Below are 15,398 nucleotides of genomic sequence, written 5' to 3' on the forward strand. Positions count from 1 at the left end.
ATGTACAAACACAAAAATAAATGCCTCATTTTCAGAGGCATTTATTTTTAAGAGGAAGTCACTATTAGCTTAATAACTTCTTTATTGTATTATATGTTATATTGGAAACATTTTCAAAGGTGTATCTCATATGAACTCTCTCTGTAATTTTATGGCCATCCTTTCCGAAGGTTCCAATATTTACTACAGGTACATTTATATCCAATATCTCTTCTATTGGATGAACATACTTGCTTCCCCAAGCTGGCATATTTTGTTTTAAAGTCTTTAGACTTTCCACACTGTCACTCATGCCCATAAAGCTCATATCTGAAATATAGGGATAAAACATCTTTGTTACTATAGGCTTATCTGAATATTCTTGAACAAAATTAATAGATTCTTTTACACTATCTATAAGAAGCTTTTCTTTTTCTTCTTCTCCCGTAACTTCAATACGTGCACAGAAAGTAGAGGAATAATAAATTATTATGACAGGGGATTTATCTACTGTCCACTTCCATGCTTCATCTACTATTCTTACACTAAACTTTCTTAAATCCATAGCTGGCTCTTTTTCATTTAATTCCTTAGCAAAGTTATGAATATACGCTATAAATTTATTTCCATGGATAGTTGCTAATTCGTTATAAAATTCTTCCCAAGTATACACTCTGGTTCTCCATGGTAATTCTGTATAAGTATATCCACTTATTTCACAGAATTTTTTATATGAGTCATTTAAATATTCTATTACATTATCAAAAGCTTCTATTGCCTTCTCTTTAACTTTTTCCATTACATCTGTTGGACTCATTCTATGAACGAAGAAATTATAATAAGAATATGCTGCCAAAGGTGTTTGTACTGTATATATATCTTTAAAATCAGCTTGTTTCAATGAAACAGGAGGAATGGTAATTTCACCTTGAGCTTCATCACATAGATCCGGATTTAGATCCATTTGTCTTGTAATTTCCGCTACTATTAAGTTTGGATCTAAGCCACCAAAAGCTTGACCTACATGAGTTTCCTTTCCTGTTACATAAAAGGATGGAAGAAGCTTTCCTATAGTTCCAAAATATATGTATCTATTTTCATCTTTTTCATGGTATGGAGTAGAGTAATCCGCATTTATAGCCGCTATATATTCAAAGTTATATCTTTCTTTCCACTCTCTTAATATCTTTAACGCTGAAATTGCTCCGTGTGAATTATCTTCTTCATCACATTCTGCTAAAGCAATTAAGTTTCCATTTAGCTCTTCAGGATGTTCTGAAAAATACTTAATTAAATACATATGCCCTGCAACTCCAGCCTTCATATCTAAGGCTCCTCTACCAAACATATACTCTCCTGAATCAATATCTCTATTTACTTCTTCTCCTAAATTCATATTCCTTAGAAGTTCTGGCAACTTAATGGGATCGAAGGCATATTCTTTTATCGTACCAAAATCATCAATTCCTACCGTATCTAAATGTCCCATTAATAATAAAGTTTTATTAGATTCCCCCTTGGTTCCTCTTACCATGGCTATAACGTTATGTCTTTCAATTTCGTCTTTCTCCGTTTTTTCCATTAATAAATACTCTTGATTCTCTTTAAAGTAAGGCAAGTTCTTATAATACTCATATATCTTTTCCGCACATTTAGTTTCACCACTAGTTTTTACTATGCTAGGTATCTTTACAAGATTCGTAGTAATTTCTTTCACTTCTTCAAAACAGTTTAAATACAAATAAAACACCTCCAACTTTAGCCCTTGTACATTATAACTTCATCATAACATTCGCAATATTCTTACTTCAAGTCCTTTTCCAAATATATTAAAAAACTTCTTCTTTTAGACGATAAATATCCAAAAAAAGAAGTTTCTTTATAAATGATTGTTTTTCTATCAATCATTGCCTTTTTTAATATTGTCCCAATAGACCTTTACTTTTAGCTACTTTAACACATTTATTGAAGACCACTAACCCTATGGTAAAATATATAATAGAATTTCCTATCATTATTCCATAATCATATATTGAAAAGTCCTTAAATGAATATCCTCCTATCATAGTTAAAAAAACTTTATTTGCTGCAGGTCTAAAAGGAATTATATTAGATATAATTTCACTTTTAGGATTTATTGTAACTATCCCTATTAAAAAATATTGAATTACGTTTAATAGAGATTGAATCTTTTTAAAAATAAGTGCCAATCCTCCGCAGATTAATCCTATACCCAATATGCTGAATATGCCTAGAAATATAGGAATTAGAATAGATAATATTTTTACTTCAATCCAATAGTTGGTTGTACTCATTATAATGAATAATAAAATTATAGAAATTACTAAGTTTACTAATAGATTAGAAATAGTTCTTGCAGTTATTATACATGAAAGGCTTATACTAGACATATTTAGTTGTTCTAGGGTACCTCTATTAGCATCACTTATCAGACTATAAGCCGCATCTGAGTAAGCCATCATCATGATTGTCCATAAAAAATAGCCTACTATAAATCCTTCTAAGTTATTTCCCATATCCAAAGCGGATACTCCCATATTAGTTCCAAAACTTCTAATTCCTAAAAACATAGCCATAAATAATATATATAGAAGGAAAATATCTGAAATAGTATTAAACTTATATCTAATTAATTCTTTAATAGTTCGTTCCATAGATACCTTAAGTAGATAATAGAATTTTTTCAACTGTTCACCTCCTCATCAGTTAAGCTTAAATAAATTCTCTCAAAATTAACATCTTTTTGTTTTATCTCTTTAATAAAAATATTTATATTTTTTAGTTCTTCTATAATCTTATATATATCATGAAAATCAAATATATCTATTTCTATTTTAGATCCGTCATTAATTATATAAAATTCGTAATTTAGTCTTGATAAATGTTCTTTGTTTTCTGGAGAAAGACTTTCTGCAAGTATGATTTCATAAGTCATACTTTTAAACATATTTAATAGTTTTTCCATACTATCTTCTGCAACTTTTTTACCTTTACTCAATATAACTACATCATCACAGACATCTTGAACTAACGCCATATTGTGGGTACTTAACAATATAGTTTTATCCATATTAGAAGCTGTGTCTATTAAAATATTTTTTATATCCAAATAGCTTTGTACATCTAAACCAAGAGTAGGTTCGTCTAATAATACAATCTCTGTATCACATATTAAAGTCATAGCTATGGCAACTTTTTGCTGCATTCCCCTAGATAAGTTGTTTACCATTACATCCCTTTTATCAGTTAAGTTAAATCTGTCCAATAATATATCTATATTTTTCTCTAAAGCTTTACCTCCGATTCCTCTTATGCCTGCAAAATAACGTAAATTTTCCCTTGGTGTTAATCTCCAGTAAAGATTTCTCGTACCTTCGAATAATGCTGAAATATGGTTTGTAGCTTTTCTATTATCTTTTCCAAAAATCTTAATCGTTCCTTTATCGGGAATTATTAAATTGCAAATGCTTTTAATAGTTGTTGTTTTCCCCGAACCATTAGGTCCAAGTATTCCACATATCTTTCCTCTTTCAATGCTAAAGGAAATGTCATCTACTGCCTTAACCTTTCCATAATACTTAGTTAGATTAGTAACTTCTAGAACACCTATACCATCATCCCCCTTCTTCCTAAATATATCATTGATACAATATTCTGTTATTTATAGTATATATCAAGCACTTCCTCATGTCATCAATCTTAAGTCATTATCTTAGTAATATTTATATATGACTTTAGTCACAGTAAACTAGAAAAAACTTCCTCTCTTTAGCATAAAAAGCTAAAAAGAAGAAGTCATGATATTTATCGTATTTGTATAATTATACAATAAAACTTCATCTTTGAGGCGCTAAGTATCTCAAAGATGAAGTCTTATTTATCTAAAATACTATATAAGTTATTCTATTATTGTTCCAGTTTTACCTTCTATTCCATCTTTGGCCTTTTCTAGGGATGTAATAAGAGCAATTCTACCTTTCTTACCGGAAACAAATTTTGCTGCTGCTTTTACTTTGGGAAGCATAGAGCCTGGTGCAAAATGACCTTCTTCAATGTATTTTTCTACCTCTGCTATACTTAATTTGTCTAATCCTCTTTCTGACGGTTTATTAAAGTCTAAATATATTTTTTCTACTGCTGTTAAGATTATAAGCATATCTGCATCAAGAATTTCTCCTACTAAAGCTCCAGCTAAATCCTTATCTATTACTGCTGCTACTCCTTCTAAGGATCTATCTTCTTTTAGAACTACTGGAACTCCTCCCCCGCCAGCAGTAATCACTATAATTCCTGAATCAACTAAGTTCTTTATTATATCGGATTCTACAATATCTATAGGCTCAGGTGAAGGTACTACTCTTCTATAACCTCTTCCTGCATCCTCTTTCATTACATATCCTTTTTCTTCAAGGATTCTTGCTTCTTCTTCTGTAAAAAATGATCCTACAGGTTTAGTTGGATTTTTAAATCCAATATCGTCTTTATCTACTACTACTTGAGTTATAATAGAAATTACTTGTTTCTTCATATTTCTCTTATTTAACTCTTCTCCAATAGCTTGTTGTAAATGGTATCCAATATAGCCTTGGCTCATGGCTCCACATTCTGGAAAAGGCATCGTAGGTACTTCTTTAGATTGTTCATATACTGAGATCAATTGTCCAACTTGGGGTCCGTTTCCATGAACTATAGTTATTTCATGCCCCTCTTCTATTAAGTCGACAATAGATTTAGATGTTTCTTTTGCTGTTGCTAACTGAGCTTCAGCTGATATATCCTTTGGATTTTCTTGTAAAGCATTTCCTCCTAAAGCTACTACTATTCTTTTCTTTGACATAGGGACCATCCCTTTCCTAAAGATTGTTGTTTCTATTTTCAACCAAAATTATAAATCAAAATTCATTCTATGGCAAGAAAAAAGTATGCATAATGTTAAATTGCATACTTTTTGTTATTTATTTATATATTTTTTCAATAAACGAATATATTTTTATTTTCTTTAGCTTTTCTTCTGGTAACATTATTGTAATATAGACTAAACCTGATGTACGCCCAATTCCAACTTCTCCACTAATAGTTGCTCTATTCTTAACTTCTTCCATATCATATCCTGTAACTTCACTTATTCTATTTACACAATTATCAATAGCTAAATTTAGATTTGAACCACTTCCTACAAACTGAACTGGATACAGCTTTTCCTCTATTTTCTGTCTATAAGGCTTTAATATCTTATTAGCTTTCTCATATTCTCTTTCTGTGAAAGGTAAAAATCTATAATTTATTTCTTCCAAGGGTGGAATTATAATTGGTCCATTTAGTTCCAATTCCTTTATTAATTTTACCTCTATTTCTACCTCTGCCGTTACATCAATGGCATGCATAGCCAGTTCTCCATCTCCTTGAATTGAATGGATATCCCCCAAAAATACTCCTCCTCCATCTACCTTCACCGGACAAACAACTATACTGCCCTCGCAGACACTATTAACATCCATATGAGCATCTGTTATATCTTCATGTAGTATTTGACCAAATATATTTGTAGAATTTAAAGAAGCTAACATATCACCACAGTTTCTAGAAGACGGTAACGGTTTACTTGGTACACATCCTATATTGCCTATCATAGGTTTTACCCTAGTTATTACGTCAACAACATCTGTCTTTGCTAAAATTGTTGCTGGATGTTGCTTTGAGCCTGAAGGAAGACCATCATTTCCTCTAGCTACCTCCAATGCAATTTCATTTCCAATAGTTTTATCTACAGTTACTCCAATATCTTCATTGAATAAAATAGTATATCCATTAGACAAGGTTTGGGGGATAACTGGATTTTTACATTTAGAACATCTAATAGCTTCTTCTCCAATACCTTCAATAATTGTTTCTGGATTTTTCTCATTACAATAAGGACAAATAGCATTTACAGTAGGATCTACATCATATCTTCCGTCAAATCTTTTCCCAGTCCCAGAAGCTGCATATTTAGATTTTAGATTTATTTTTTTTATATGCAATGCAACGGCATCTCCTACTTTAGCACCTTTTACTCTTATAGGTCTAGTCACTTCATGTCCACTTCTTATAGATGGAGTAATCATTGGTCCCCAACATCCTGGTGGCACTATTGAATAAATAGTATCACCGTCTTCTATAGGACCTAACATGTCCATTTCTCCACCAACTATATCTATAAATTCATTGACTTCTATAAATTTTGACATCAAATATCACTCCATTAAAAACTTAATTTTATATTAATCTATACCAAAATATCTGTTCATAATCTCTTTAGAGCTCTTTTTAGTAACCTTGCTTACAATAACCATGGTGATTAAAGAAACTATCAGTCCCCATACCAGTGGATTAAATCCTAAAGGATCTGGTATCTTAAAAACGTATAATATTATTAAAGTTAAAAATCCCATTAACATAGATGTTATTCCACCTGTCTTTGTAGCCCCTGACCAAAACAATCCCATTACAATAGGTATAGTAAAGGAAGCTGCAAATCCTGAAATTGCAAATATGACTATTGCTTGTAAAAAAGATGGTGGGTTTAATGCCAATATCATTACTAATACGCTAATACCTACTGTAGTCATATAACTCATCTTTTTAAGTTTATTATCATCCATATTACTATTAATATTTTTTTCATAAATATCTCTAATTATGGCACTACTAGTTGATAATAGCAGTGAAGCAACTGTACTCATTACTGCTGCAAATGGAGCTGAGAGCATTATGCCTGCAAAGATTTTTGATGAATAGTTTACTACAATAGTTGGAAATATTTGATCTGGAATATCAATATTTGGGATTAAACTTTTTCCTGCAATAGAACTTATAAATAAACATATAAACCAGATGAAAGTTACTATACTTACTAAAACTCCCGATTTTTTCACAGAATCCACATCTTTAACTGAAAATAACCTAGTTACAACATGAGGTTGTGCCATTACTGCAACTCCTAAAACAAAAAACATAGATATTGCTGAATTAATTGGCAACCAATTATTTGGACCAGGTGCTACTACAAGACTTGGATCTTGAGCCAACATAGTTTTAGTTATTTGAGTAAGTCCGCCACCTTTTATTACCATAATGATGGCTATAGCAATTGAACCTCCGACCATAATTAAGCCTTGAAATATATTGGTATATGCTACACCTCTGATTCCGCCAAAAGATGTATACAGTCCAACAATTACTGCAAAAGATATAATTCCTATGGTATAGGGTATCTCTGCTATTACTTCTAATATTCTAGCTGCTGCTACATATTGAGAAACCATATAAGCTATACCAAATACAAGTATTATTAGTGCTGCTAAAATTCCCATACTATTACTTTCATATCTATCTACAAATAAATCAGGTAAAGTCATACAATTTCTTTCAGAAGCTATAGTCGAGACTCGTCTCCCTATGGCTATTATTCCTATAATGCCCAATACTCCAGCACCAGCCTGCCATAATAGCGCTGTCCATCCATAAGTATAATAAATAGCTGGCGTACCTATAAATGATCCTCCACTGGTCCATGAAGTTGCCCAAGTAAAAGCTACTAACCACGGTCCAAAGGATCGTCCACCAACCCAGTATTCTGCAGAAAAATCATCAGATTTTTTTACTCTTAAATGGGCTATGTATCCCAATGACAATAGAACTACTATATATATTAAAAAAACAATTATTGTGGTTAAAGAAGCCTGCATTATTTCTCATCTCCTTTCATTATTGCTAAACCATAAATAGTAGTAAAGACAACAATTGATGTCCAAGGAACCAGTACTCCCCAAAATACCCAATCGGGAAATCCAAGTATTAACTTAATAGTGCTTGGATCTCTTCCATAACCTAATTTATAGCTTACTAAACAAGAAATAGATATAAATAATGCTGTAATAATAGCACCAATTTTAAACTCCTTTAAGCAAAGCAAATACTGTTCTCTTCTCTCCTTTGTACTTTGCATATTATTCCTCCTTTATTTTTCTAACTAATGAATCCCTAGAATTACTTATTTTCAAAATAACCCATTCTTTTTGATATCATGCTGCTATATTCCAATAGAAGTTTCTTATTGATTCTAAAACTTTCTTGGGTAAAAGTTTGTTTAATTCCTGCAATAGCTACTCCTCCTATTGCTGCTCCTGTATAGTCAAATATTGGTGCACCAATTGCTAGAACCCCTATATCTACTTCTTCATCACTTATGGAATATCCATCTCTCCTAATTATTTCTATTTCCTTTATTATTTCATCTCTATCTTTGGTTTTATGAGTAAATTTTTGGTGTTCCATATCATCGATGATTTCTTTAATTTCGTCTTCCTTAAGATGTGCAAGTAAAGCTTTAGCAGCAGCTCCACCATTAAATGGAGTTACTTTTCCAATGTCACAGAAAAATCTTACATTATCTCTGCCATCAATTCTGTCAATAAATATTAAATTTTTACCACTTTTTATTCCTAATGTAACTGTATTCTCACACATATAGGCAAGCTGCTTCAATAATGGATGTGCAATTTCTCTTAGATCTAAGTTTTTTAGAACGTGACTAGAAAGCTGTATAAGGCCTACTCCTAACTTATACTTTTTAGTTGACTCATTTTGTTCAATAACGTTTCTATTTTTAAGAGATTGGAGTATTTTATATACTGTACTTTTATTAATTCCTGTCAACTGACTTATTTCATTTAAGCCTAATTCTTCAGCTTTTTCTTTTTCCCAAAGAAACAAAATGTCTAAAACGTTTTCCGCGGATTTTAAAAACATCTATATCTCCTTTCTACTGGTTGTATATAGCAACCGATGGTTGATATTTGTTTGTGGTAATTATAAAGATATGTGATTATATTGTCAATGGAAAAACATACATTTTTTTCATTACTAATATTATTATTTTTTAACATAAGCTGTATCAATGCTTTGCTGGATTATAATTAATTTAAAATTTAAAAATTCTTTATAAAAATAATATTTTTTTCTAACCGCTTTTTAAAATCATAGCTTTCACTATTGTCTCAAAAAAATAATGATACTTTTCCAGCTTATTGCCGAAAAAGTATCATTGTGGGGTTTGGTGTGGTTATATGTGAAACTCTATAAAGAGTTGCACCCTTCGTTATTTTGGTGAATTTTTATAAGAGATTCTAAAGCTACTAAGATTTCTCTCTTTTCTCCTTCTAAAGGCGTAGCTCCTTCCTTAACATAATCTTCTATTCCAGTTTTTACATCTGATTCATATTTTACTACATTATTTAAAATACTTCCAGCCCTAACTTTTCTTAATTTGGATAAAGTTAACAAGGTAGCCGTTTCCATATCAGAACATAAAATTCCTTTTTTGTTCCAATATTCCATTACTTCTTTTTCCTCATCAATGTGAACCACCACCGAGACAAGCAACGGGGGCTTCGTGAGAGGTTTGATATTTAAGTTTCCACCTTTAACAGGCAACCCTTACTCTCAACGGGGAGGACACACTCCCTTTATCCCTCATAGTTTGCACTATTTCGGGAATACATTTTTCTTCTTTCCTTAATATATTTAATGAGCCATTCACATCACTATTAACTAATCCAAAACTTGATTTGAACAATCCTCTAACCACTCTACGAGTTTTATCGTAATGTTTTTTATTTATTGGTTCACAATCGAAAGCACTGCAACCACTTGTATAACTTTCTTCTTTAAATTTAACTTCAATACCTTGCAATTCTGCCTTATATTTTATTAATTCAGCAAGTCTTTGTACTGGTATTTGAACAAAAGATTTATTATAATTCATATCTTGCTTAATACCCTTGATTTTACCTATAACTATCTTTTTTACCCTATGCTCTATTGCTTTATCTATGATATTTTTACTTACTTTGTGAAGATAATCATTAACATAATTATTTCTATACCTTCTTAAAGAATTTATCATTTTTGTATTTTTGAACTTATCTGAACTATATTTATTCATTTCAATACCTTGATAATAAGCAATTTTCTTATTCACAAAAGCATTGATACCTTTAAGTTTTTTACCACAAAAAAGATAAGTTTCAATTCCTTCATTAAAGGTTAGTGTAGCAAGATTGTCTAATCCCAAATCTATAGCCATGATGTTAGTATTATCTACTGGCTCTAACTCTTGTTTATTATAGATTACAATTAAGTACCATTGTTTTAAAGAATTATCCCACTTAACCCTAACTTGTTGCAAATCATTCCAATTTATAAGGCTTTGAAGTTTGTTAGAAACTTCAAAATTTAAACTTTCTACCTCAAATGTTTTTTGAATTGCTTTAGAAAGAGATAACATTAATGTATTTTCTTTAAATCTTATAGCAAAGTTAGTAAATACAATCTCATTCTTTTTATCTTCTATATTTTTAAATTTAGGTGGTTTAGGAAGTCCTTTGTATTTATGAGGATTTTCTTTATAATCTTTAATACTTGCAAAATATGATTTCCAATTTTGTTCTATCATTTTAAAACAATGCTGTCTTGTATGACTATGAAGAAAATCACAATGCCAATTAGATTTATAAGCATTTTCAATATCTACATAGGACTTGAAACCCTTCTCTCTTAAATCATAATTAACTATATTGTATAGTTTAGTTGTATGATAAGATAATTCTTCTATAATACTTAACTGCTCTAGTGTAAAACTCGGTTTAAATTTAAACGATAACTTCATATTTTTCACCTCCTTTTTGTCATATTAACTAAACTTTAAAGATTTTTTATACCTAAATCTCGAATTTCTTTTGCTCTTTTAATTCCTTTATATTCCTCCAGAGTTGCTTGACGAACAATAGTCCAGCCACCAAAAACTCCATATACAGCAATATATCCTTTCGGTCTTTCCGAGTTTCTGCCATTACAACAATTTCTATCACAATATAATCCTTCATTGTTTGTTAATTGATTGTAAGTATCTTTATCTATTCTCTTTTTTACAACTTGTTCAAATCCACAACTTTTACATTTTAAAACAAACATACATTTTTGCCTCCTTATCCTTACATAGTTATCTATGTATTAATTATAACCAAACATCGAAACATTGTTAACTATGTGTTATAATTTTAATACGGAGGTGATACTAATGGCAAGAAAAAACATTAACACAACATTAGACGAAGATTTATACAAGGATATTAGAATACTTGCATTGCAAAAAGGTACTAATGCTAATGACTTAATAGAAGAAGGTATGAAATATGTCATTAAAAAATACTCAAAACAAAACAACGAGCCACAGCAAGTATAATATTAATTATCATATTGTATTTTGTCCTAAATATAGACACTCTATATTTAAAGGTGAACTGGAAAAGGAATTATCTAAATGTTTTAAAGTTATATGTCATAATTATGGTTATGACCTTATTGAACAGGAAATAATGTCTGACCATGTTCACCTTTTTGTATCTGCACCTCCAACTATTGCACCAGTTGATATAGTTAGAAAACTTAAAAGTATTTCTACAAACCGGATATTTCAAGGGTTTCCTGCCCTAAAACAAAATAAGTTTTGGGGTAGTGGTCTATGGAGTAGGGGTTATTATATTGGAACTGTTAGTGCTGAAACAATTCAAAAATATATTCAAAATTAGAAGTTAGTGTAATGTAAAATTAAGGTGGTATCGAACCACCTTAATTTTATGCCCTTTCATCCTCCGAGATAAACAACGGAGGTTTTCGGGCATTCTCTATAAAATAGTATCTTCCTTTTCAATAATAGTTACATCTATACCCATCTCTCCAAGGAAAGCTCCAAACTCTACACCTTCTACATTGCCACCTAGAATAATAATGGATTTAAGATCATAGTCAAGATCTATGGCTTCCTTATGAGTAATTATCTTTTTACCATCTAAAGAAATTTCCTCAGAGGAAGAAGGTCTAGTACCTGTAGCTATAATTATATATTCGCCATGAATTACCTTTTCCCCTACCTGAAATTCATTTTTGTTTAAAAATTTTTCTTCCCCGTAATATATGTCAACTTTATTTTCCTTTAGAGTTTTTTCCATTCTGTTCTCAATAGCTTCTAAATCTCTATTCCAATGTTCTAAAGAAGATTTTGTGCTTTTTTTAAGGACATATGTCCTTAAACCCATTATAAAACAAATAAAATATTTAAAAAAGATATATTTATTTGGAAATATGTCCTTTCTCGACTACCTTCCTTTTTCCAGTTAATTTTTGTAAAATAAAGTTATTTCTTTAGTCTCTTGATAAAATATAATATAATATAAAATATCATTTTAATATTTAACTATATTTTATATCACATAAGGAGGAAATTTGATGTCAAAAGGAACAGATACTAGTACAAAGCTTCAAAGAACATGGGAAATGCCAGACACATACGTTATTATATTTTGTGTAGTAGTTTTAGCTGCATTATTAACTTATTTGGTTCCTCTAGGAAGATTTGAGATTTTCTATAATATATACGATGGGACTGGAAAAGAAATTGCATCCACTTTGGATGGAGAGGCAGTAGAGTTCAATGTAAATGGCGTAGATTATACCTTGGATGCTTCAGGAGATACTACATTGATTATGGAAAATGGAGTAGAAGAACCTATAGCATCTATTAGAAAAGATCGTGCAAAGTCCTTTGAGTCCATAAATGAAAATGGAGAATTAAACTTTAAGGTTTTACAAGAGTATGGAAAATATGTTTCATCTGGTGAGAAAAAAGGGATTAAGCTTTTTGCCAAAGGTGGAGACATGGGTTTCTTAAACTTTGCCTTTGAAGGCTTAGTAAAAGGTGATAAATGGGGTACTTCAGTAGGTATTATTGCTTTTATTTTAGTAGTTGGCGGTGCTTTTGGTATAGTACTCAAAACTGGTGCTGTAGAAGCTGGTATCATGAACATGATAAGTAAAACAAAGGGAACAGAAGCACTACTCATTCCTATGTTATTTTTATTATTCTCTATAGGAGGAGCAGTATTTGGTATGGGAGAAGAAGCTATTCCTTTTACCATTATTATAGTACCTATAGTCATTGCTATGGGATATGATGCTGTTGTAGGTATATTGATAACCTACGGTGCAACCCAAATAGGTTTTGCGACCTCATGGATGAATCCTTTTAGTGTATCTATTGCACAAAGCATATCGGGACTTCCTATTCAATCTGGATCAGGCTTTAGAATTATTATGTATATAGTATTTAATATAATTTCCATTGCATATATATGGTTCTATGCAAAAAATATTAGGAAAAATCCTACAAAATCTGTAGCCTATGAATCTGACTCCTATTTTAGAGAAGATTTTAAATCAAACGAATCCTCTAAGCTTGAGTTTAAGTTTGGCCATATATTAATTATTATTTATTTAGTTTTAGCTATGGCATGGATAATTTGGGGTGTTAGAGTTCATGAATATTATTTGCCAGAGATTGCAACTATATTTTTCGCTTTAGGTTTGGCTTCTGGTATAACTGCTATAATCTTTAAATTAAACAACATGACGGTAAATGATATTGCAGTTTCTTTTAGAGAAGGTGCAAAGGATTTAGTTGGAGCAGCTATTGTAGTTGCCTTAGCTCAGGGAATAGTCTTAGTATTAGGAGATAGCAACCCTGGAGCTAATACAGTTTTAAATACTATATTAAATGGAATGTCTAAAGCTTTAAGCAGACTCCCAGTAGTACTTTCTGCATGGTTTATGTATATATTCCAATCAGTATTTAACTTCTTTGTAGTATCAGGTTCTGGCCAAGCAGCTATTACTATGCCACTTATGGCTCCCCTTGCACAATTAATTGGTTTAAGTAAACAAGTAGCTGTTCTTGCTTTTCAATTAGGCGACGGACTTACAAACCTTATTGTACCTACTTCTGCTTGCTTAATGGCGGTATTAGGCGTAGCTAAACTGGATTGGGTAAACTGGGCAAAATTCCAAATTAAGTTCCAAGGACTTTTATTTATTACAGCAAGTATATTTATTGTACTGGGTGTATTAATAGGATTCTAATATTTCTTACAAATTTTAATTTAGGAGATGAAGGCTTTGATTAAAATAATTAAAGAAGTAAAAGTATATGCACCAGAATATTTAGGGATAAAGGATGTAGTATTGGTTGGAAATAAAATATGCTCTATAGGAGATAATCTTGAAGTTACTCAAAATAATGCCGTAGCCGTTGATATAATCCATGGTAAAGGTAAAATACTTACTCCAGGATTTATCGATAACCATGTGCATATAATTGGCGGTGGTGGTGAAGGCGGCTTTAGAACAAGAACTCCGGAAATTAAATTAACGGATATCACTACAGCAGGTATAACAACAGTTGTCGGATGTCTAGGTACAGACGGAATAACAAGAAATATGATGTCCCTCCTTGCAAAGGCACGAAGTCTTGAGGAAGATGGCATTACTACTTTTATCTATTCTGGTTCTTATAGAATACCCGTTACAACCATTACTGGAGATGTTTCGAAGGACTTAATTGCAATTGACAAGGTTATAGGTGTTGGGGAGATTGCAATTTCCGACCATCGTTCCTCACAACCTACCATAGATGAATTAAAAAAACTTGCAGCAGATGCAAGAGTATCTGGCATATTGTCTGGAAAAGCTGGTATTGTCAATATCCATGTAGGAGATGGTGATTCCATGATAGATGTATTAACTGAAATAGTTGAGAACACAGAAATTCCATATACTCAGTTTATTCCTACCCATATGAATAGAAATGCTAGATTATTTGAAGCGGCAATTAAATATGCAAAATCTGGCGGATTTATAGACTTTACTACAAGCTCAGATCCTGTTTTCTGGGAAGAAGGAGAAGTTAAAGTAAGCAAGGGATTGAAAAAATGCTATGAAGCTGGTGTGTCAGAAAACAATATAACTCTTTCGTCTGATGGTCAAGGAAGTCTTCCTATGTTTAACGAAAATAAAGAATTTGCTGGTCTTCAAGTTGGTAAAGTTTCATCTTTATTTGAAGAAATAAGAGATGCTGTAATAGATGAAAATTTACCTTTAGAGAAGGTATTGAAAACTGTTACATCTAATCCAGCAACTCTCTTGAAATTAAATGGTAAAGGTAGAATTAAAGAGGGCTATGATGCTGATGTGGTATTATTAAATGAAAAGGATTTAACTATCCATACAGTCATAGCAAAAGGTCAAATAGTTGTTGAAAATAAAGAGATAAAAGTCTTTGGAACATTTGAATAAATAAAATAACTCTCCTTCTTAGAGCTAGTTCTAAAAGGGAGAGTTATTTTTATTAAATCTATTATAAAACAGATGAAATATTAAAAAAGGCTTCTATTGAAGTATTAATATATTAAGGAAGCCTTTCTTGAAACCCATTACGGAAAGTTTAAATTAAGGAAAAGTAGGACTTT

General features: G+C 31.2%; 16 protein-coding genes. 4 read left to right on the forward strand and 12 right to left on the reverse strand.

The window, feature by feature from the left end:
• Positions 1–64 precede the first annotated feature (64 nt).
• The 11 genes from KQI42_RS02615 to KQI42_RS02665 all read right to left on the reverse strand — a co-directional run bounded on the left by KQI42_RS02615 (position 65) and on the right by KQI42_RS02665 (position 11,013).
• The gene (locus tag KQI42_RS02615; RefSeq protein WP_216516456.1) at positions 65–1,720 is read right to left on the reverse strand and encodes a M20/M25/M40 family metallo-hydrolase; all 1,656 of its coding nucleotides are present in this window, start codon (positions 1,718–1,720) and stop codon (positions 65–67) included.
• A gap of 175 nt (positions 1,721–1,895) precedes the next feature.
• Positions 1,896–2,687, reverse strand: coding sequence for an ABC transporter permease (locus KQI42_RS02620; protein WP_216516459.1), 792 nt, complete (start codon positions 2,685–2,687; stop codon positions 1,896–1,898).
• Entirely contained in the window at positions 2,684–3,661 is a 978-nt protein-coding gene (locus KQI42_RS02625) for an ABC transporter ATP-binding protein (RefSeq protein WP_216517044.1), read from the reverse strand. Before KQI42_RS02625 ends, KQI42_RS02620 begins: the two co-directional genes overlap by 4 nt.
• A gap of 237 nt (positions 3,662–3,898) precedes the next feature.
• The gene (gene arcC, locus KQI42_RS02630; RefSeq protein WP_216516461.1) at positions 3,899–4,837 is read right to left on the reverse strand and encodes a carbamate kinase; all 939 of its coding nucleotides are present in this window, start codon (positions 4,835–4,837) and stop codon (positions 3,899–3,901) included.
• Between the two features lie 118 nt (positions 4,838–4,955).
• Positions 4,956–6,227 (reverse strand): acetamidase/formamidase family protein, encoded by a 1,272-nt coding sequence (locus KQI42_RS02635; protein ID WP_216516463.1) that lies wholly within the window; start codon positions 6,225–6,227, stop codon positions 4,956–4,958.
• A 33-nt stretch (positions 6,228–6,260) separates the two neighbouring features.
• Positions 6,261–7,727, reverse strand: a complete 1,467-nt coding sequence (panF, locus tag KQI42_RS02640; protein WP_216516465.1) for a sodium/pantothenate symporter — start codon at positions 7,725–7,727, stop codon at positions 6,261–6,263.
• On the reverse strand, positions 7,727–7,987 hold the full coding sequence (locus KQI42_RS02645; RefSeq protein ID WP_216516467.1) for a DUF997 family protein: 261 nt from the start codon (positions 7,985–7,987) through the stop codon (positions 7,727–7,729). The genes panF and KQI42_RS02645 overlap by 1 nt, the downstream gene beginning before the upstream one ends.
• Before the next feature lie 41 nt (positions 7,988–8,028).
• A complete protein-coding gene (locus KQI42_RS02650; RefSeq protein WP_216516468.1) occupies positions 8,029–8,790 on the reverse strand; it encodes an IclR family transcriptional regulator in 762 nt (253 codons plus the stop codon).
• A 327-nt stretch (positions 8,791–9,117) separates the two neighbouring features.
• Positions 9,118–9,411 (reverse strand): nucleoside phosphorylase-I family protein, encoded by a 294-nt coding sequence (locus KQI42_RS02655; protein WP_216516470.1) that lies wholly within the window; start codon positions 9,409–9,411, stop codon positions 9,118–9,120.
• 52 nt (positions 9,412–9,463) lie between these two features.
• Positions 9,464–10,708, reverse strand: coding sequence for an RNA-guided endonuclease InsQ/TnpB family protein (locus KQI42_RS02660; RefSeq protein ID WP_216516472.1), 1,245 nt, complete (start codon positions 10,706–10,708; stop codon positions 9,464–9,466).
• 35 nt (positions 10,709–10,743) lie between these two features.
• Entirely contained in the window at positions 10,744–11,013 is a 270-nt protein-coding gene (locus KQI42_RS02665; RefSeq protein ID WP_216516474.1) for a hypothetical protein, read from the reverse strand.
• Between the two features lie 106 nt (positions 11,014–11,119).
• Here KQI42_RS02665 and KQI42_RS02670 point away from each other — a divergent pair, with 106 nt between their 5' ends.
• Together KQI42_RS02670 and tnpA are read left to right on the forward strand one after the other, a co-directional pair.
• Complete coding sequence (locus KQI42_RS02670) at positions 11,120–11,284, forward strand: hypothetical protein (protein ID WP_216516476.1); 165 nt, start codon at positions 11,120–11,122, stop codon at positions 11,282–11,284.
• A complete protein-coding gene (tnpA, locus tag KQI42_RS02675) occupies positions 11,235–11,630 on the forward strand; it encodes an IS200/IS605 family transposase (protein ID WP_216516478.1) in 396 nt (131 codons plus the stop codon). Before KQI42_RS02670 ends, tnpA begins: the two co-directional genes overlap by 50 nt.
• A gap of 96 nt (positions 11,631–11,726) precedes the next feature.
• Here tnpA and KQI42_RS02680 read toward each other — a convergent pair whose 3' ends face one another.
• Entirely contained in the window at positions 11,727–12,137 is a 411-nt protein-coding gene (locus KQI42_RS02680; protein WP_216516480.1) for an FAD-dependent oxidoreductase, read from the reverse strand.
• A gap of 190 nt (positions 12,138–12,327) precedes the next feature.
• Between KQI42_RS02680 and yfcC the strand changes: the two genes are divergently transcribed.
• Entirely contained in the window at positions 12,328–14,013 is a 1,686-nt protein-coding gene (yfcC, locus tag KQI42_RS02685; protein ID WP_246566023.1) for a putative basic amino acid antiporter YfcC, read from the forward strand.
• A gap of 27 nt (positions 14,014–14,040) precedes the next feature.
• Positions 14,041–15,225, forward strand: coding sequence for a beta-aspartyl-peptidase (gene iadA / locus KQI42_RS02690; protein ID WP_425519742.1), 1,185 nt, complete (start codon positions 14,041–14,043; stop codon positions 15,223–15,225).
• Positions 15,226–15,398: the final 173 nt, after the last annotated feature.

Origin of the sequence: Tissierella simiarum, assembly GCF_018917865.1 — a bacterium.
In the GTDB taxonomy this organism is placed as follows: Bacteria; Bacillota; Clostridia; order Tissierellales; family Tissierellaceae; genus Tissierella_C; species Tissierella_C simiarum.